Origin of the sequence: Hydrogenophaga sp. 70-12, from assembly GCF_001897365.1 — a bacterium.
Taxonomy (GTDB): Bacteria; Pseudomonadota; Gammaproteobacteria; order Burkholderiales; family Burkholderiaceae_C; genus Hydrogenophaga; species Hydrogenophaga borbori.
Genome location: NZ_MKSS01000078.1, coordinates 1 through 18,587 on the forward strand (window position 1 = coordinate 1; position 18,587 = coordinate 18,587).

The following is an 18,587-nucleotide window of genomic DNA, read 5'->3' on the forward strand; positions in this document are numbered from 1 at the left end:
TACTGGTTCGTGCGCATGCTGGATGGCGGTGTCGACCCACGCTATGTGGCGCGCCGGCTGATCCGCATGGCGGCCGAGGACATCGGCCTGGCCGACCCGCGCGCGCTGCGCCTGGCCCTGGACGCCGCGGAGGTGTACGAGCGCCTGGGCTCGCCCGAGGGCGAACTGGCACTGGGCGAGTGCGTGGTCTACCTGGCGGTGGCGCCCAAGTCCAATGCCGTCTACAAGGCCTTCAATCAGGTGCGCGCCTTCGTCAAGCGCGACGGCACCCGGCCGGTGCCTTTGCACCTGCGCAACGCGCCCACCCAGCTGATGAAGTCGCTGGACTATGGCAAGGACTACCGCTACGCGCACGACGAGGCCGGTGGTTTCGCCGCTGGCGAGAACTACTTCCCCGAGGGCATGGCGCCGCCGGTCTTCTACGAGCCGGTCGATCGCGGCCTGGAAATCCGCATCGGCGAGAAGCTGCGCGAGCTGCGCCGCCTCAACCATCAGGCGGATTGATGGGGCCTCAGACGAACTGATACCGTCACGGCTGACCCGGGTTTTCCCTGGAATTTCAGGGGTGTCAACCCAGTCTGTGCGTGGATACCCCTCGCTACAATCGCGCACCACCGACCCGCCCCCGGCCTTATCCAGGCCGCCTCTGGCGGGTTTTTTGCTAGGTTGAAACGGGGGGCGCGGCAACAGCACCCCCGCGGTCAAAAACCACGGAGAACCTTTCATGGAAGTCTTGCTACAGCAGATCCTCAACGGACTGGTGCTGGGCAGCATGTACGCGCTTGTGGCCCTGGGCTACACGATGGTGTACGGCATCATCGGCCTCATCAACTTCGCCCACGGCGACGTGCTCATGGTGGGGGCGCTCACCAGCTGGACCATCATCACCGCCATGCGCGAGGCCTCGCCCGACATGGCCGGCTGGATGATCCTCATCATCGCCACCGCCATCGCCATGGTGGTCTGCGCGGCCCTCAACTTCACCATCGAGAAACTGGCCTACCGGCCGCTGCGCAACTCACCGCGCCTGGCGCCGCTGATCACCGCCATCGGGGTTTCCATCCTGCTGCAGACGCTGGCGATGATCATCTGGAAACCCAACCCCAAGTCCTATCCCGCCACGCTGTCGCGCGAGCCGATCGACTTCTTCGGCGCCGTGCTCTCCATCACCCAGATCACCATCCTCGCCACCACGGTCATCGTGCTGGCGCTGCTGATGTGGCTGGTCAACCGCACCAACCTCGGCCGCGCCATGCGCGCCACCGCCGAGAACCCGCGCGTGGCGGCGCTCATGGGCATCAAGCCCGACGTGGTCATCTCCGCCACCTTCATCATCGGTGCCATGCTGGCGGCCATCGCCGGCATCATGTGGGCGTCCAACTACGGCACGGTGCAGCACGCCATGGGCTTCATGCCCGGCCTCAAGGCCTTCGTGGCCGCGGTCATGGGCGGCATCGGTAACCTCGCGGGCGCCGTGCTCGGCGGCGTGGCCCTGGGCCTGATCGAGTCGCTGGGCGCCGGCTACCTCGGCAAGCTCACCGGCGGTTTCCTGGGCAGCCAGTACACCGACATCTTCGCTTTCATCGTGCTGGCCTTCGTGCTGATCCTGCGACCCTCGGGCCTGCTGGGCGAGCGCGTGGCGGACCGCGCCTGACGTGACGGGAGAGACCTCATGCTGAACGCCAAACCCGTCAAGCTGATCGCCTTCCTGGTGATCGCGGCGCTGATGCTGATCCTGCCCCTCGCGCTGCAGGCCACCGGCAGCAACTCCTGGGTGCGCATCGTCGACGTGGCGCTGCTCTACGTGCTGCTGGCCCTGGGCCTGAACATCGTGGTGGGCTACGCCGGCCTGCTCGACCTCGGCTTCATCGCCTTCTTCGCGGTCGGGGCCTACCTCTACGGCCTGCTGGCCTCGCCGCACCTCACCGACACCTTCGCCTGGCTGGCCGCCACCTTCCCCAACGGCCTGCACATGAACTTCTGGATCGTGATGGTGGTCGCCGGTATCGTGGCCGGCGTCACCGGCCTGATCCTGGGCTTTCCGGTGCTCAAGCTGCGCGGCGACTACCTGGCCATCGTGACCCTGGGCTTCGGCGAGATCGTGCGCATCTTCATGCTCAACCTTGACCGGCCGATCAACATCACCAACGGCCCCAAAGGCCTGACCAACGTCGATGCGGTGAGCGTCTTCGGGCACCGCATGAGCCAGAGCCTGTCGATCGATATCGGGGGGTTCTCCTACACCTTCCAGTCGGTCACGCTGTACTACTACCTCATCCTGTTCTTCGTGGTGCTGGCCATCGTCATCGCCTACCGCCTGCAGGATTCGCGCATCGGCCGTGCGTGGATGGCCATCCGCGAGGACGAGATCGCCGCCAAGGCCATGGGCCTGAACACGCGCAACCTCAAGCTGGCGGCCTTCGGCATGAGCGCCACCTTCGGCGGCATTGCCGGCGTGCTGTTCGCCTCGTTCATGCGCGGCGTCTACCCCGAGTCCTTCATCCTCATGGAGTCGGTGATGATCGTCGCGATGGTGGTGCTGGGCGGCCTGGGCCACATCCCGGGCGTCATCCTCGGCGCCCTGGTGCTGGCGGGCCTGCCCGAGCTGCTGCGCCACGTGGCGCACCCGCTCACGGCCATGACCGATGGCCGCCTGGGGCCCGAGATCCTGCGCCAGTTGCTCATCGCGCTCGCCATGATCGTCATCATGCTGCTGCGTCCCAAGGGCCTGTGGCCGTCACCGGAACACGGCAAGTCCCTGAGCAAGTGAGGAGCGCGGCATGACAGACACCATCCTGAAAGTCGCCAGCGTCTCCAAGCGCTTTGGCGGCCTGCAAGCCCTCAGCGACGTGGGCATTGAAATCCGTCGCGGCCAGGTCTATGGACTGATCGGTCCCAACGGCGCGGGCAAGACCACATTCTTCAACGTGCTCACCGGCCTGTACACCCCCGACAGCGGCACGTTCGAGCTGGCCGGCAAGCCCTACACGCCCACGGCGGTGCACGAGGTGGCCCGCGCCGGCATCGCGCGCACCTTCCAGAACATCCGACTGTTCGCCGAAATGACGGCGCTGGAAAACGTGATGGTGGGCCGCCACGTGCGCACGCACTCGGGCCTGCTCGGTGCCATCCTGCGCACCGGCGGCTTCAAGCGCGAGGAGCGCGAGATCGCCGAGCGGGCGAAGGAACTGCTCGACTACGTGGGCATCGGCAAGTTCGCCGACTACAAGTCGCGCACCCTGAGCTACGGCGACCAGCGCCGCCTGGAGATCGCGCGCGCCCTGGCGACCGACCCGCAGCTCATCGCGCTCGACGAGCCCGCCGCCGGCATGAACGCCACCGAGAAGGTCCAGCTGCGCGAACTCATCGACCGCATTCGCCAGGACAACCGCACCATCCTGCTCATCGAGCACGACGTGAAGCTCGTGATGGGCCTGTGCGACCGCGTCACCGTGCTCGACTACGGCAAGCAGCTCTCCACCGGCACGCCGGCCGAGGTGCAGAAGGACCCGAAGGTGATCGAGGCCTACCTCGGCACGGGCGGGCATTGAGTCGGCAGGAGAACAGCATGGCAAACACACTACTCAAGGTCGCCGGCCTCAAGGTCTCATATGGCGGCATCAAGGCGGTCAAGGGCATCGACCTCGAAGTGCGCGAGGGCGAGCTGATCACGCTGATCGGCTCCAACGGCGCGGGCAAGACCACCACCATGAAGGCCATCACCGGCTCGCTCGCCATGGAGGCGGGCGACGTCGAATACCTGGGCCAAAGCATCAAGGGCAAGGGCGCCTGGGACCTGGTGAAGCAGGGCTTGGCCATGGTGCCGGAAGGTCGCGGCGTGTTCACGCGCATGAGCATCACCGAGAACCTGCAGATGGGCGCCTACGTGCGCAAGGACAAGGCCGGCATCGCGCAGGACATCGAGCGCATGTTCGGCATTTTCCCGCGCCTGAAGGAACGCAAGGACCAGCTGGCCGGCACCATGAGCGGCGGCGAGCAGCAGATGCTGGCGATGGCGCGCGCGCTCATGAGCCAGCCCAAGGTGCTGTTGCTCGATGAGCCGTCCATGGGTCTGTCGCCGATCATGGTCGACAAGATCTTCGAGGTCGTGCGCGACGTGTCGGCGCAGGGCGTGACCATTCTGCTGGTGGAGCAGAACGCCAGCCGCGCCCTGCAGATCGCCGACCGCGGCTACGTGATGGACTCGGGCGAGATCATCATGAGCGGTGACGCGAAACAGATGCTGACCGATCCGAAGGTCCGCGCGGCGTACCTGGGCGAATAGGTCTCAGGCCCCGCGGCGCGGCGGGTTCCGTCGCAAAACTACAATCGCGGGTTGCGCGCCATTCAGGCGCCCAACCCGCTTTTCATTTCATGAGCCAAGCCAACACCCCCGACACCGCCGCCCCCGTGGCGCAAGACGAGAACCAGCTGATCGCCGAACGGCGCGAGAAGCTCAAGGCCCTGCGCGAGGGCCAGAAGCGGGGCGAGGGGGTGGCCTTCCCGAACGACCACAAGCCCACGGACAACGCCGCCGCGCTGTTCGCCGCCCATGGCGAGAGCAGCAAGGAAGCGCTGGAGGCCACGCCAGTGCGCGCCAGCGTGGCGGGCCGCATGATGCTCAAGCGCGTGATGGGCAAGGCCAGCTTCGCCACGCTGCAGGACGCCTCGCTGGGCCCCAGCGGCGGGCGCATCCAGATCTACCTGAACAACGACAGCGTGGGCGAGGCCCAGCACAACGCCTTCAAGCACTGGGACCTGGGCGACATCGTGGCCGCCGAGGGCACGCTGTTTCGCACCCGCACCGGCGAGCTGACCATTCACGCCGACAAGATCCGCCTGCTCACCAAGAGCCTGCGCCCGCTGCCCGACAAGTTCCACGGCGTGGCCGACCAGGAGATCAAGTACCGCCAGCGCTACGTGGACCTGATGACCGACGAGGGCGCGCGCCGCCGTTTCGTCACGCGCAGCCAGGCCGTCACGGCGCTGCGCCAGTTCATGGTGTCGCACGGCTTCCTGGAGGTCGAGACGCCGATGCTGCACCCCATCCCCGGCGGTGCCAACGCCAAGCCTTTCGTCACGCACCACAACGCGCTCGACCAGGAAATGTTCCTGCGCATCGCGCCCGAGCTGTACCTCAAGCGGCTGCTGGTGGGTGGCTTCGAGCGCGTGTTCGAGATCAACCGCAACTTCCGCAACGAAGGCATCTCGGTGCGCCACAACCCCGAGTTCACCATGATGGAGTTCTACGCGGCGTACTGGAACTACCGCGACCTCATGGACTTTTCGGAACAGCTCATCCGACACGTGGTGCGCACGGTGCGCGGCGAGGGCGAGGTGAGCTACCAGGGCCGCGCGGTCGACATCGACTCGCCCTTCGAGCGACTGACCATCCGCGACGCCATCGTCAAGTACACCGACGCGGGCGCGAACGTGGACAACGCCGACTGGCTGCTCGGCCAGCTGCGCAAGCTCGGCCTCAACGAGGAAAAGGACCAGCTCTCCAAGCGCAGCCTGGCCTCGCTGCAGGTGCTGTTCTTCGAGGAGAAGGTGGAGAGCGAGCTCTGGAACCCCACCTTCATCATGGAGCACCCGACCGAGATCTCGCCGCTGGCGCGCGCCAACGACGAGCGACCCGAGGTGACCGAGCGTTTCGAGCTCTACATCACCGGTCGCGAATTCGGCAACGCCTTCTCCGAGCTGAACGACGCCGAGGACCAGGCCGCGCGTTTCCACGCCCAGGTGGACGCCAAGGACGGCGGCGACGACGAGGCCATGCACTTCGACGCCGACTACATCCGCGCGCTCGAGTACGGGATGCCGCCCGCCGGCGGCTGCGGCATCGGCATCGACCGCTTGATGATGCTGCTGACCGACAGCCCCAGCATCCGCGACGTGATCCTGTTCCCCGCGCTGCGCCGCGAGAGCTGAACCCCGGCGCTCAGAAGTTCAGCCGCAGGATCGCCTTGCGCGGCTCTTCGCTGAGCGTGAGCATGCCCTGGCGCATCCACTCGAGGTGGGCGGCGGCATCCTGAGCGAGCTCGCCGTCGGCATCGGGCAGCAGCGCGACCACCACCCGCAGGCGCAGCGTGGTGCCCGCGGGCAGGCGCGGTGACAGGCGCAGACCATTGGCCAGCAGGCTGGTGGCCGTGTGCAGCACCTGATCGGGCTTCACCGGGCCCTCCATCAGCAGCGCGAAGCTGTCGTCGTCCACCCGCGCGGCCGTGTCCACGTCGCGCGCCACCGCGCGCAACTGCGAGGCGGCGATCACCAGCGCGCGGTCGGCGACCTCGCGGCCGTGGCGGGCGGCGATCTCGGCGTGGTTGTGCAGGTGCACCAGCAGCAGGGCGCTGTGGTGGCCGTAGCGCTGGGCTCGCACCAGGCTGTCGTGCAGGCGCAGCAGGAAATGCGGCCGGTGTGTCAGGCCGGTCAGCGGCTCGGTGCGCTCCAGCGCATGGGCGCGGGCCTGGGTCTCGTGCTGAATCCGCGAACGCATCAGCAGGGCGTAGAACAGCAAGGGCGCCTCGATGGCCGCGGCGATCACGATGCCGTACTGCGACAGGAAGCTCGACGACAACAGGTTGAAATTGCGCAGCACCGGCAGGGTAGAGGCCAGCAGGACCGGCACCATGCTCACCGCGAACCAGCGGATCCAGGTCTCGCCGCTGCGCCACGCCATGCCCAGCATGGCCGCGATGGTGAGCATGGACAGGGTGCCCAGCGCGCTCAAGACCTGCAGGCTCAAGGCGCTGGGCTGCGACTGGTCCCACACGACGCCGATGAGCCAGGCCGCCGACAGCGCCAGGCTCAGCCGGTCCAGGGTGCGCCCGATGCGCCGCGGCTGGGCGACCTGGCGCACGAACATCAGGCCCACCAGGCCCATCAGGGGCAGAAGGATGAACTCCGCCTCCTGGTTCCAGCGCACCAGATTCGGCCAGAGGAACTGTCCGCCCACGCCCAAGGACGCGGCCATGCTCAGGCCCAGCAGGCTGATGTAGATCGCGTAGGTTGCGAAGGCGGCGTCGCGGAACACCGCCATGTTCACCAGCGCCACCACCGTCAGCAGCAAGGCCATGCCGAAATAGGCGCCCAGGACAAACTGCTGGTGGATGCGCTGCTCGCGCAGGGTGTTGTGGTCGTGCAGCTGGAAAACGCCCGAGAAGGGCACGCGCGCGTGCTCCACCCGCACCCAGTAGCGCACCGTTTCGTCCGGGCGCACGTCCAGGCTGAACACGGGGTAGCGGTCGGGGTTGGCCCAGTCGCTCACCGCCAGCCGGTCGCCGGCGCGCTGCACGCGCCACTGGCCGTGGGCGTCGCGGTAGTACATCGATATGGCGTCGGTGCCCGAGCGCGCGAGTTCCAGCTCCCAGTGCGCCTGGGTGTCGCGCATCAGCACGTCGAAACGCAGCCACAGCGCGGTCTGGCCCGACAGCACCACGCGCTCGTCCGCGCCGCGCAGGCGCCAGCTCAGGCCGGGGGGGCCCGCCGCGATCTCGTCGATGCCCAAGGCGCCGGTCGGGTCCAGCAGCTGCTGGCTGCGGCCGTCCAGGGAAATGGTGGCCCGGCGCGCGTCCAGCGCGATGGGCGCGGGATCGGAGGGGGCAGCGTCAGTGGCGAAGGCGGGGAGGCAGAGCAGGGCCTGGCAAAGGCCCAGGGCGGCGCGCAGGCGCCGCCACACGGGAGCAAAGAAAGGCATGGGGCGCGATTGTGCCGTCGCGCCGGCCGGATCAGGCGTAGGCGGCGAGCGCCTTGCGCATCTTTTTCATGGCCGCCACCTCGATCTGACGGATGCGCTCGGCGCTCACGCCGTACTCGGCGGCCAGTTCGTGCAGGGTCATGCCCCCCGAGCCGTCGTCGTTCACCTTGAGCCAGCGCTCGCTCACGATGCGGCGCGAGCGCTCGTCCAGCTCGCCCATGGCCTGCGCCACGCCTTCGGTGGCGAGCCGGTCGCGCTGGGCCGATTCCAGCACCGCCGTGGGCTCTTGCGTTTGGTCGGCCAGATAGGCGATGGGGCCGAACGCCTCTTCGCCGTCGTCACCCGGCCCCGGGTCCAGCACGACGTCGCCGCCGGCCAGGCGCGTTTCCATCTCGCGCACCTCGTCGGGCTTGACGTTCAGTTCACGCGCCACCAGGCCCACTTCGGCGTCGCTCAGCACCTCGCGGTGGGTGTCGCCGTCGGCGGCTTCGGCGCGAAGGCCCTGCTTGCGCGAGCGCAGGTTGAAGAACAGCTTGCGCTGGGCCTTGGTCGTGGCCAGCTTGACCATGCGCCAGTTCTTCAGGATGTACTCGTGGATCTCGGCCTTGATCCAGTGGATGGCGTAGCTCACCAGGCGCACGCCCTGCTCAGGGTCGAAGCGCTTGACGGCCTTCATCAGGCCCACGTTGCCTTCCTGGATCAGGTCGCCGTGCGGCAGGCCATAGCCCAGGTACTGGCGGGAGATGGAGACGACCAACCGCAGGTGCGACAGGACCAGGCGCCCGGCGGCGTCCAGGTCGTTGTGGTCGCGCAGGCGGCGCGCCGCGTCCTGTTCCTCCTCCAGGCTGAGCAGGGGCAGGCGGTTCACGGCGGAAATGTAGGCGTCCAGATTGCCCAGCGGCGGCAGCGTGAGCGAGCGGTTCGACCAGGAACCGGCCACGGCCAGATCGCTGCTCGGCGCAGCGGCCACAGGAATCAGCGAATGGGACATGGATGACCTCCTCGGGGTATCGGACAAGAATATTAGCACTCGGTTGGAGGGAGTGCTAAATCGGAAGTTCCATGCCCCCGGTGAAACAGATGGCGATGGTCTAGGTTCTTGTAAGTTTTTGATTTATATGAATTTTTTCGATGGTTTCCGGCCTGGAGCCTGCGCGGTGGTGCGGCAGAACCCCGGGGTGTAGGATGGACCGCCTCCCCAGCTTGCCGGAGACGACGAGGCCATGACACGCGAACCCGAACGAGACGAATCCTCCCGCCTTCCCATCATCCTGGCGGCCGCCGTGGCGCTGGCCGCCGCCGGCTACTTCGGCTGGCGGTACCTCCAGGACCGGCAGACCCCCGCCCCGGTGGAGCCGCCGGTGGCTGTCGCCCCATCCGCCCCGCCCGCGCCCGCCGAACCGGCCCCCGCGGCGCCGCCCACCATCCAGCACCCGGTGGAGCCCCCGGCGGCCGAATCCAGCGCCCCGCCCGCGCCCTTGCCCGCGCTGGCCGACGCCGACCCCTACGTGAGCGATCACCTCGCCGAGCTGCTCGGCCGCCCGAACGCGCTGCGTTTCCTGCAGCTCGACGGCTTCATCAAGCGCGCCGTGGCCACGGTCGACAACCTGGGGCGTTCGCACGCGCCCGTGCTGATGTGGCCCGTGACCCCGACCCCCGGGCGCTTTGCCTCGACCAAGGCAGCCGATGGCGCCAGCGAAACCATCGCTCCGGACAACAGCGCGCGCTACACGCCCTTCGTGCAGTTCGCCGAGTCGGTGGACACGGGCCGGGCCGTGGCGCTGTACCGCCGCCTCTACCCGCTGTTCCAGCAGGCGTACGAGGAGCTGGGCTTTCCGGGCCGCTACTTCAACGACCGCCTGGTGCAGGTGCTGGACCAGCTCATCGCCACGCCCGTGCCCGCCGCGCCACCAGCCGTGGCGCTGGTGCAGGTGAAGGGCGAGGTGCCGTCCACCCGGCCCTGGGTGCGCTACGAGTACGCCGACCCGCAGCTGGAGGCCCTGTCGGCCGGGCAGAAGATCCTGCTGCGCATGGGCGCGGACAACCAGCGCCGCCTGCAGGCCAAGCTGGTGGACCTGCGCGGCCGCGTCGCGCGGCGCTGAGCGACGGGGGCCTGGGCGGCGGCGCCTGCGGTAGATTGGCGCGATGCCCGCCCACCCCAGCCCGCCCTCCGCGCCGTCGACGACGGTCCTGCTCACCGGCTTCGACCCCTTCGATGGCGCGAGCGTGAACCCGAGCTGGCTGGCCGTGCAGGCCCTGCACGGCGAGCGCCTGCTGGACCACACGGTGGTGGCGGCGCAACTGCCCACCGTGTTTGGCGAATCGCTGCGGCGCCTCACGGCCCTGCTCGACGAACACCGGCCCGCGCTGGCCATCTGCGTGGGGCAGGCCGGCGGGCGTGGCGCCCTCTCGCTGGAGCGCGTGGCCATCAACCTGGACGACGCGCCCATCGCCGACAACGCGGGCGCGCAGCCCATCGACGCGCCGGTGCGGCCCGGCGCGCCCGCCGCCTACTTCACGGGCCTGCCGATCAAAACCATGCTGGCCGAGCTGCAGGCGGCTGGCATCGCCGCCGAGGTCTCGCAGACCGCCGGCACCTTCGTCTGCAACCACGTGTTCTACGGCCTCATGCACGCGCTGGCGACGCGCCGTGGCCTGCGCCACGCGCGCGGGGGCTTCGTGCACGTGCCCTGGCTGCCCGAGCAGGGGCGGCCCAGCATGGCCTTGGACGGCATCGTCCGCGGCCTGCGGCTGGCCGTGCGGTGCGCGCTGCAGGAGCGGCAGGACAGGGCGCTGGGCGCCGGCGCCACGCACTGAAGCGGACTGGCCGAAACGGACCGGCGGCTCAGGCCTGCCAGACGCCGAAGCCGGCCGAGCGCAGGTCGATGGCGACCTCGATCTCCTTGTCCACCGCGTCCCGGTAGCGCAGCGGGTTGAAGCCCTCGAACAGGTCCGGCAGCAGCCGCAGCCCGTACCTGAACACGTAGCCATTGGCCTGGATGCCGGCCTTGTGCTTGTCGAAGCGCACGTCGGGGTCCAGGCCGGTCATGCCGACGTAGACGCAGGGCCTGCCGTCCACGTAGCCCGGGTTGCAGGCGCGGAACTTGTGTTCGAGCAGCACGTCGCGGTGCAGCTCGATGACGTAGACGTGGTGGTGCGGGCGGGGCATGGCGTGCGGGCGGCGAGGCGCCAGTATCCGCTGCGGGCCTAGAATCGCGCCCCTTTTTCTTCGGGGCGCAGGCCATGGATCTGGAGATCGCGCAATCGACGCCCACCGCGGCCGCGGTGGCCCGGGTGGTGCAGGCGAACTACGCGCTGGGCGAGGTGGTGGCCGGGGAATTCCTGCGCCGCAGCTTCAATCAGGTGTACCGACTCACCCTGGCCGACGGGCGCCGGGTGGTGGCCCGGCTGTGCGCCGAGCGCCCGCGCGGCGAGCCCAACCTGCGTTTCGAGGCCGAGGCCTTGCGGCACCTCCAGGCCCGAGGCCGCGCGGTGGCCGCAAGCCTGCCCACCGCGCGGGGCGAGGTTGCCCTGCGGGTGCGCCTGCCCGAAGGCGAGCGCGCGCTCATGCTCTTCGAGCACCTGGAGGGCGAGGCGACCGCCGACCTGCCCGCCAACATCGAGGCCTTTGGCCGGGGCCTGGCGCAGCTGCACGCGGCGGCCGAAGGCTTCGATGCCAGCGCCAGTCGCTATACCCTGGACCTGGACTACCTGTTGATGCAACCGCTGCAGCGCCTGCTGCGGGCCCCCACCATGACCGCCGATCTGCGTCCCCGGTTCGAGGCCCTGGGGCAGCGCTTGCGGGACCGCATCCTGGCGCTCGGCCCTTTGAGCCGCGTGCTGTGCCACGGCGACGCGCACGGCGACAACAACTTCGTGACGGTGCGGGAGGACGGGGAACGCCAGGCGCTGTTCTTCGACTTCGACGAAATCGGCCCGGGCTACCTAGCCTACGAGCTCGCGGTGTATCCCTGGTCGCTGCATCCGCGTTCCGTCGATGGTGCCTGGAGCGACAAGGCGATGGCGCGCTGGCACGCGTTCATCGCGGCCTATCGCGCGGTGCGCGAGCTGGGCGAGGCCGACACCGCGGCCCTGGCGCCCTTCGTGGCGGTGCGCCAGTTCTGGCTGCTGGGCGAATACGCGGGCCGCGTGCCGGTGTGGGGCTCGCAGGCCATCCCCACGGACTACCTGCAGCGGCAGGTGAAGCTGCTGACGCAGTGGGAGGCGCTGGAGCTTGCGCTCACAGCCAGACCTGCCCCGGCCCCGGGCCCGTCTGGATGGTGAAGTCCGGCGTGCCGCCGAGCACGAAGGCGCCCAGCACGAAGCTCAACACCGACATGAACAGGCTGGCCCACAGGGCGGTCCAGAAACCGTCGATGCTGAAGCCTTCCACCAGCTTGGCCACCAGCATCAGCACCACGGCGTTGATCACCAGCAGGAACAGGCCGAAGGTGATCAGTGTGAGTGGCAGCGTCAGCAGCACCAGCAGCGGCCGCACGATGGCATTGGCCAGGCCCAGCAGCAGGGCGGCGACCACCAGCGCACCCGTGCCGCTGAAGCGCATACCCTTGAACACATGGCTGGCCACCCAGAGCGCGAAGGCGGTGAGGGCCCAGTGGAGGAGGAAGGGGGTGAGGTTGGCGAGCATGGCGGAGCGGTCCAGGAAGCGGAGGGCCATTCAAGTATGGGGCCAGTCTCTGGCCCCCTCCCTAGAATTCGACCGAATTCCAGGGAGCTCGCATGAAAACAAGGGTCGACGAGACGGCAGTTGCTCCATCCCTGCCCGAAGGTGCGGAGCCACCACCCGTCCCGGTGGGACTGGCGAGGCTGCTGTTGCAGCAGCTGGCGGCCATTCCTTGGGTCGGGCTGGGTGCCATCGGCACCGGCTTCGGCGTGGCCTTGCTGGCCTTCTACTTTCGGTCGATCGACTTTGTGCCGCCCGACATTTCGTCGGTTCTTGGCGCCAGCGTGTTTGTGGCGATGCTGGCGTTCGCTTTCTATCTGTGGGTGTTGGTGTCGTTGGTCGGCCCGCTCTGGGCCTATCGCGCCGCGAAACTGCCGCCTCAGCAAGAGGCCTGCGAGCCGGGCTTCTGCCTCGCCGCCAATGTGGGACTGCCCGCGTTGCAAGTACTTGGCGTAGGGGGCTTTCTTCTGATCGTTCTGGGTGTTCCGGCTTGGCGGGAGTGCCGCCCGTATGCGGGTTGGACCCTGGCCATTTGCGGTGTTCTCGCTCTGCTTGGGGGCGCTGTATGGGCCTGGAGCGAATGGAGGACGCGGGGCCAGAGGCCCGCGTGGTGGTGGCGCTTGCCGGCCGTGCTGTGGGTCTGCCTTTGGGGTGTTCTTCCCATGGGCGCCTTGCTGGCGCTGCTGTGGCCCAGCCAAGGGGCGGGCTGGCAGCATCTGTGGACACTGGGAGGCCTGTGGTTGGGCGTCGTGATCGCGCCCCTCTTTCTTCGTCGCATTCCCGTGTGGGGCTGCGCCCTCATGATCACGACGATGTTCCCGGCACTTGCCATCTCCCTGCCACTTTTTTTGGGTTCGCCGTCGTTGTTCCCCACAAAAATTGCTGAGCTCGCCGGTGTCCGTTCCAAGGGAGCGCTCGAACTTCGCGTCCCCGCCAGCACCTGTCTTTTGATTGACAGCTCATTGGAGGTCGATCACAGAGCCCGGTACGTGAATTGCAACGAGCGGGGATGGAGTTCCGTTCATGCCCAGGTATTGGCCAACCTGGGCCCGCGCTGGCTGATTCAGCTTGCGCCGAAGAATGCGGGAACGTTGGCGGGCGAGAGCATGCTGCGGCTAACGGTGCCGGCCGAGGGAGTCCACATCGTGCAGCGGCCACCGGTGCCGAAGACCACCAGCGCAGACAGTTGTCCGCGCTGAGGTCCGCCGTGTCACTTGCCCCAGCTGTCCTTCAACCCCGTCACCCGGTTGAACACCGCCTGGCCGCCCACCCCATGGTCCACGCGGTCGGCCACGAAGTAGCCGTGTCGCTCGAACTGGAACTTGTCGTCCGGCTGGGCCGTCGCCAGTGAAGGCTCGACCCAGGCCTGGACCACCTTCAGGCTGTCCGGGTTCAGGGCCGAGAGGAAGTCCTTGCCGCCCGCGTCCGGGTGCGGGTCGCTGAACAGGCGGTCGTAGAGTCGTACCTCGGCCGCGATGCCGTCGGCCACGCCCACCCAGGTGATGGCGGCCTTGGCCTTCACGCTGTCGGCGCCCGGCGTGCCGCTCTTGGTGTCGGGGATCACCTTGGCGTGCACTTCGGTCACGCGGCCTTCGGCGTCCTTCGCGCAGCCGGTGCATTCGATGACGAAGCCGCCCTTGAGGCGCACCACGTTGCCCGGGAACAGGCGCTTGTAGCCCTTGGGCGGCACTTCCTCGAAGTCCTCGCGCTCGATCCACACCTGCTTGCCGATCTTGAAATGGCGGTCCGGCGGCGGGGTCTGGCCTTCGGCGACGGCGCTGTGGGGCAGGGCGGGCTGGTGGCAGTCCTCGGTGTGGCCGTCGCTGCCAAAGGCCTCGGCCCAGTTGGTCATGACCAGCTTCACCGGGTCGAGCACGGCCATGGCGCGGTGGGCCTTGTTCTCCAGGTCCTCGCGCAGGCAGCCTTCGAGCACGCTGTAGTCGATCCAGCTGTCGCTCTTGGTCACGCCGATGCGCTCGGCGAAGAGCTGGATGGACTCGGGCGTGTAGCCGCGCCGGCGCAGGCCCACGATGGTGGGCATGCGCGGATCGTCCCAGCCGCTCACGCGCTTCTCGTTCACCAGCTGCGCCAGCTTGCGCTTGCTGGTGATGACGTACGTGAGGTTCAGGCGCGCGAACTCGTATTGCCGCGGCGGCGGGCTGGCCAGCAGGCCGGCTTCGGTCAGTCGCTCCAGCAGCCAGTCGTAGAACGGGCGCTGGTCCTCGAATTCCAGCGTGCAGAAGCTGTGGGTGATCTGCTCCAACGCGTCCTCGATGGGGTGCGCGTAGGTGTACATGGGGTAGATGCACCACCGGTCGCCGGTGTTGTGGTGCGTGGCGCGGCGGATGCGGTAGATGGCCGGGTCGCGCAGGTTGATGTTGGGCGAGGCCATGTCGATCTTGGCCCGCAGCACGGCCGCGCCGTCGGGCAGCTGGCCGTCGCGCATCTCGCGCAGGCGCGCCAGGTTCTCGGCCGGCGTGCGGCTGCGGAAGGGGCTGTTGGTGCCGGCCGTGGTGAAGTCGCCGCGGTTGGCGCGCATGTCCTCGGCGCTCTGTTCGTCGACGTAGGCGTGGCCGCGCTCGACGAGGGCCTCGGCCGCGCGGTACATGAAGTCGAAGTAGTCGCTGGCCTGGTAGAGGTGGCTGCCGCCCCGGCCTTCCCACGAGAAGCCGAGCCATTTCACCGCGTCGATGATGCTGTCGACGTACTCGGTGTCTTCCTTCTCGGGGTTGGTGTCGTCGAAGCGCAGGTGGCAGACGCCGCCGTAGTCGCGCGCCAGCCCGAAGTTCAGGCAGATGCTCTTGGCGTGGCCGACGTGCAGGTAGCCGTTGGGTTCGGGCGGGAAGCGGGTGCGGATCTTGGCCGGGTCCAGCGGGCCGGCGGCCTGGTGGGCGGCGTCGCCGGGGCTGCCGGCCCAGTGGCGGCTGGCGTAGGTGCCTTTGGCCAGGTCGGCCTCGATGATCTGGCGCAGGAAGTTGCTGGCCTTGGCGTCGCCTTCGGTGGGCGCGGGGGATGCGGGGGAGGTCATGGGCGGATTCTAGGGACCACCGCCCCGCCACCGCGGCGGCGGGGCCGCAAATCCACGCCGGCGGCGCTCAGATGCGCTCGAACATGACGCCCGGCGGCGCGGGCGGGGCCGGGTTGGCACTGGCCGCGCGGGCGATGGCGTCGGCCCACCAGCGCCGCAGGGCCACAAAGTGCAGCAGGGCGGCATTGAAGGTTTCGGGCTCGCTGTCCTCGGGGCCGAGTTCGCCGATCAGCATCAGCTCGCCTTCGTCGCCATCGCGCGCGATGCGCAGGTCGCCGATCTCGCGCCACAGGGCGTTGTAGGACAGGGCCAGGTTCAGCGCGCTCAGCTCGCCCTCGGGCGTGGGCAGGCCCAGGTCGGCGGTGAGCACCAGGCGGGACCCGTCGGCGGACCATTCGGCCATGAAGCCGTCGCCGCCGTCGAAGTCGATGACCCAGGTGCTGTCATTCACCTCGGTGATGCCGGTGATCTGCGCGAGCCGCTGCCCCGCCTGGGTGATCAGGCGCAGGGCATCGCTGGCATCGTTCAGGGCGTGCATCGGTATCGAAACCATCAAGGATTGCGTATGGGTGGGGGCGCGCGCCGCGCCGTTCCCGGCCTAGGCCAAGCGGGGCGGCCCCGGCTTAGGGCCGCCAGCCGAGGGGCGGCGCGGTGCGCTATCGTGCGCGCCAGGAGGAACCTGGCATGAGCGACGACAGCACCCCGGCGCCCGACCGCGGCCAAGGCCTGCAGATTCACTGGGGCCAACTGCAGGCCGCGGCGCGGGCCGGCGACATCTCGATGGAGCAGGCCGAGCGTCTGTGGGCGCGCTGGGCCGGCCAGGCCATCGCGCCCGCGCGCTTCGGCTTCACGCACGTGCTCTATTACTTCGGCGGCATGCTCGCCATCGGTGCCATGACGCTGTTCATGACCCTGGGCTGGGAGCTATTCGGCGCCTGGGGCGTGCTGCTGCTGTCGGTGGGCTACGCGGTGGGCGCGGTCGCGGTGGCCCGGCACCTGCAGCGTCGCCACTTGCACATCCCGGCGGGCATCCTGGCCACGATCGCGGTTTGCCTGGTGCCGCTGGCGGCCTGGTCGCTGCAGAGCGGCCTGGGCCTGTGGCCCGAGGGCGGGCCCGACAGCTACCGCGACTACCACCGCTTCATCGACTGGCGCTGGCTCACGCTGGAGCTGGCCACGCTGGCCGCCGCCGTGGTCATGCTGTGGTGGCTGCGCCTGCCTTTCATGGTGATGCCGGTGGCCGTGACCCTGTGGTACCTGAACATGGACCTGGCGCACATGCTCATGCAGAAGGACGGCTTCGACTGGGCCTTCACGCGCGACGTGTCGCTGGTGTTCGGCCTGGCCACCTGCGCCATCGCGGTGTGGGTGGACCTGCGCTCGCGCCTGGCCGTTGACCCGCGCGACCGGCAGGACTTCGCTTTCTGGCTCTACCTGTTCGGCGCGCTCATGTTCTGGTGCGGCCTGAGCCTGCGCGAGAGCGACAGCGAGCTGGCCAAGGCGGGCTACGCGGCCCTCAACGTGGCGCTGGTGTTCCTGGGCGCGGCCATCGGCCGGCGCGTGTTCACCGTGCTGGGCGCCATTGGCGTGGCGGGCTACCTGGGCTACCTGAGCTACAAGGTCTTCGCCGACAGCCTCTTGTTTCCCTTCGTGCTCACGCTGCTGGGCCTGGGCATTGTGGCCGTGGGTATCTGGTGGCAGCGGCGCGAGGCGCGCATCCACGCGCGCCTGGCGGGCTGGCTGCCAGCGGCCCTGCGGCCGCTGGCGCAGCGCTGAGGCCCCGCTCCCGGGGGCAAACGCTCAGGGCTGGCCGCCCGAGGCGTTGACGCGGTACACCGCCGTGGTGCCGCTGACCTCGTTGCCCACCACCAGCAGGGGCGTGCCGTCGGGCGAGCGGTCGGCGGGGATGAACACCAGGCCTTCGGGGCCCAGGTCGCCCGCCGTCGCCAGCACGGTGCCGGGGTCGGCCGTCGTCCAGTCCTCGCGGCTGTTCAGGTAGTCCAGGCGCTGGGGGGCGGCGGGGTTGGTGATGTCGTAGACCAGCACGCCGCCCATGCGCTCCAGGCCGATGAAGGCCAGGGTGCGGCCCCGGACCTGGCCGATGGCGATGCCTTCGGGCTCCGGTCCCTTGGCGTCGCTGCGGCTGTCGAAGGCGCCGCCTTCGTCGTGGCCGGCGTTGAAATGGTCTTTGCACGGGATGTTGCGCGCGCTGCCGAGCCGGCAGGCGTCGCTGGCGAAGAACGTCTCGAACTCGGCGCCCGAGTCCCACACCAGCTGGCCGTTGGCGTTCCAGATGCTGAAGGAGCGGGCGCCGTAGCTGTAGAGCTGGTCGTACATGAGGCGGTTGCCGGCCGGGTTGGCGGTGCCCGTGGCGTCGAACATCATGGGCGAGCCGTCGGGGTTGGTGCGGTAACCCAGGGTCCAGGTGATGTTCAGGCGACCGAGCACGTCGTCGGCGCGGCAGCCCATGGGGTCGCCCGCGACGGCGCCGCAGTAGCCGAAGGTGGCCGGGTTGAGCAGGCCGCCCGCGGCCATGGCGCTGAGCTGTGGCGGCAGGTCATCATCCGCGCGGCCGGCCCAGCCGCTCTTGTTGATCAGGTGCTTGACGCGGAACTCCTCGACGAAGCCCTGGCTGGCGTCGCCGGCCCAGTAGGCGTTGTTGTCTTCGCCCCAGGCGCGCGCGTCGCCCTCGTTGGCGGTGACGAGGTAGGTCTGGCCGCCGGCGGTGTAGGCGCTCATGGCGTCGGGCAGGTACAGGCCGCGCACGCCGGGCAGGCTGCGGATGTTGAGGCGGCCGTCGTTGTCGGAGGCGTCCAGCCCGTTGCCGGGCGCGCCGTGGTCCTTGAAGCCCAGCGGCAGCACGGCCGTGACCGTGGCGCTGGCGACGTCGATCTTGGCCAGGGCGTTGTTCTCCTGCAGCGTCACCCAGGCGGTGGCGCCGTCGGCCGACACGGCGATGTACTCCGGCTCGAGATCCTGCGCCGCGTTGGCGTTCGGGCCATACAGGCGCACGCCCTGCGCGCGCAGCGTGGCCTCCTGGCCGACGAAGGCGCCAAAGCCGGCCGTGCGCACCACGGGCGCGGCCGGCTGGCTGACGTCGACCACGCTGACGCTGCCCTCGGGGTCGATCTGGTAGTCGTCGCTGGGCTCGCCTTCGTTGGCCAGCAGCACGGTCTTGC

General features: G+C 69.0%; 18 protein-coding genes. 11 read left to right on the plus strand and 7 right to left on the minus strand.

Annotation, left to right across the window (positions count from 1 at the left end; translation table 11 throughout):
* From BGO22_RS05025 to lysS, 6 genes are all read left to right on the plus strand, one after another.
* Positions 1-504 (plus strand): AAA family ATPase (locus BGO22_RS05025; protein ID WP_502686427.1); only part of this gene is annotated, 504 nt, incomplete at its 5' end.
* A 220-nt stretch (positions 505-724) separates the two neighbouring features.
* On the plus strand, positions 725-1,654 hold the full coding sequence (locus BGO22_RS05030) for a branched-chain amino acid ABC transporter permease (protein ID WP_070400605.1): 930 nt from the start codon (positions 725-727) through the stop codon (positions 1,652-1,654).
* 18 nt (positions 1,655-1,672) lie between these two features.
* Positions 1,673-2,770, plus strand: coding sequence for a branched-chain amino acid ABC transporter permease (locus BGO22_RS05035; protein ID WP_070400604.1), 1,098 nt, complete (start codon positions 1,673-1,675; stop codon positions 2,768-2,770).
* A gap of 10 nt (positions 2,771-2,780) precedes the next feature.
* Positions 2,781-3,551 carry an ABC transporter ATP-binding protein gene (locus BGO22_RS05040; RefSeq protein ID WP_070400603.1) on the plus strand — a complete coding sequence of 257 codons (771 nt, stop codon included), beginning with the start codon at positions 2,781-2,783 and terminating at the stop codon, positions 3,549-3,551.
* Between the two features lie 17 nt (positions 3,552-3,568).
* Complete coding sequence (locus tag BGO22_RS05045; RefSeq protein WP_116960593.1) at positions 3,569-4,285, plus strand: ABC transporter ATP-binding protein; 717 nt, start codon at positions 3,569-3,571, stop codon at positions 4,283-4,285.
* A gap of 89 nt (positions 4,286-4,374) precedes the next feature.
* Positions 4,375-5,931 carry a lysine--tRNA ligase gene (lysS, locus tag BGO22_RS05050; RefSeq protein ID WP_070400601.1) on the plus strand — a complete coding sequence of 519 codons (1,557 nt, stop codon included), beginning with the start codon at positions 4,375-4,377 and terminating at the stop codon, positions 5,929-5,931.
* Positions 5,932-5,941: 10 nt separating this feature from the next.
* Here lysS and BGO22_RS05055 read toward each other — a convergent pair whose 3' ends face one another.
* Complete coding sequence (locus BGO22_RS05055; RefSeq protein ID WP_286849475.1) at positions 5,942-7,696, minus strand: sensor domain-containing diguanylate cyclase; 1,755 nt, start codon at positions 7,694-7,696, stop codon at positions 5,942-5,944.
* A gap of 31 nt (positions 7,697-7,727) precedes the next feature.
* Complete coding sequence (gene rpoH, locus BGO22_RS05060; protein ID WP_070400599.1) at positions 7,728-8,687, minus strand: RNA polymerase sigma factor RpoH; 960 nt, start codon at positions 8,685-8,687, stop codon at positions 7,728-7,730.
* Between the two features lie 232 nt (positions 8,688-8,919).
* Here rpoH and BGO22_RS05065 point away from each other — a divergent pair, with 232 nt between their 5' ends.
* Together BGO22_RS05065 and pcp are read left to right on the plus strand one after the other, a co-directional pair.
* A complete protein-coding gene (locus tag BGO22_RS05065; protein ID WP_070400598.1) occupies positions 8,920-9,798 on the plus strand; it encodes a DUF3014 domain-containing protein in 879 nt (292 codons plus the stop codon).
* A 43-nt stretch (positions 9,799-9,841) separates the two neighbouring features.
* Entirely contained in the window at positions 9,842-10,513 is a 672-nt protein-coding gene (gene pcp / locus BGO22_RS05070; protein ID WP_070400597.1) for a pyroglutamyl-peptidase I, read from the plus strand.
* 28 nt (positions 10,514-10,541) lie between these two features.
* Here the strand turns inward: pcp and BGO22_RS05075 are convergent, their stop codons facing one another.
* Positions 10,542-10,865: a hypothetical protein gene (locus BGO22_RS05075; RefSeq protein WP_070400596.1), complete on the minus strand. Its 324-nt coding sequence runs from the start codon at positions 10,863-10,865 to the stop codon at positions 10,542-10,544.
* A gap of 74 nt (positions 10,866-10,939) precedes the next feature.
* Between BGO22_RS05075 and BGO22_RS05080 the strand changes: the two genes are divergently transcribed.
* Complete coding sequence (locus tag BGO22_RS05080; protein WP_070400595.1) at positions 10,940-11,980, plus strand: phosphotransferase enzyme family protein; 1,041 nt, start codon at positions 10,940-10,942, stop codon at positions 11,978-11,980.
* On the opposite strand, the gene BGO22_RS05085 is transcribed toward BGO22_RS05080, so the two are convergent.
* A complete protein-coding gene (locus BGO22_RS05085) occupies positions 11,937-12,344 on the minus strand; it encodes a phage holin family protein (RefSeq protein WP_070400674.1) in 408 nt (135 codons plus the stop codon). The two genes, BGO22_RS05080 and BGO22_RS05085, sit on opposite strands and share 44 nt — an antisense overlap.
* A 92-nt stretch (positions 12,345-12,436) precedes the next feature.
* On the opposite strand from BGO22_RS05085, the gene BGO22_RS05090 reads away from it, so the two are divergent.
* The gene (locus BGO22_RS05090) at positions 12,437-13,579 is read left to right on the plus strand and encodes a diguanylate cyclase family protein (protein ID WP_139147108.1); all 1,143 of its coding nucleotides are present in this window, start codon (positions 12,437-12,439) and stop codon (positions 13,577-13,579) included.
* Between the two features lie 11 nt (positions 13,580-13,590).
* Here BGO22_RS05090 and BGO22_RS05095 read toward each other — a convergent pair whose 3' ends face one another.
* Both BGO22_RS05095 and BGO22_RS05100 read right to left on the minus strand, forming a co-directional pair.
* Positions 13,591-15,408 (minus strand): glutamine--tRNA ligase/YqeY domain fusion protein, encoded by a 1,818-nt coding sequence (locus tag BGO22_RS05095; RefSeq protein WP_070400593.1) that lies wholly within the window; start codon positions 15,406-15,408, stop codon positions 13,591-13,593.
* A gap of 67 nt (positions 15,409-15,475) precedes the next feature.
* Complete coding sequence (locus BGO22_RS05100) at positions 15,476-15,946, minus strand: type III secretion system chaperone (RefSeq protein WP_286849479.1); 471 nt, start codon at positions 15,944-15,946, stop codon at positions 15,476-15,478.
* 146 nt (positions 15,947-16,092) lie between these two features.
* On the opposite strand from BGO22_RS05100, the gene BGO22_RS05105 reads away from it, so the two are divergent.
* Complete coding sequence (locus tag BGO22_RS05105; RefSeq protein WP_139147107.1) at positions 16,093-17,184, plus strand: DUF2157 domain-containing protein; 1,092 nt, start codon at positions 16,093-16,095, stop codon at positions 17,182-17,184.
* 24 nt (positions 17,185-17,208) lie between these two features.
* Here BGO22_RS05105 and BGO22_RS05110 read toward each other — a convergent pair.
* Positions 17,209-18,587: choice-of-anchor I family protein (locus BGO22_RS05110; protein ID WP_286849481.1), on the minus strand; the 1,379-nt coding region annotated here is incomplete at its 5' end.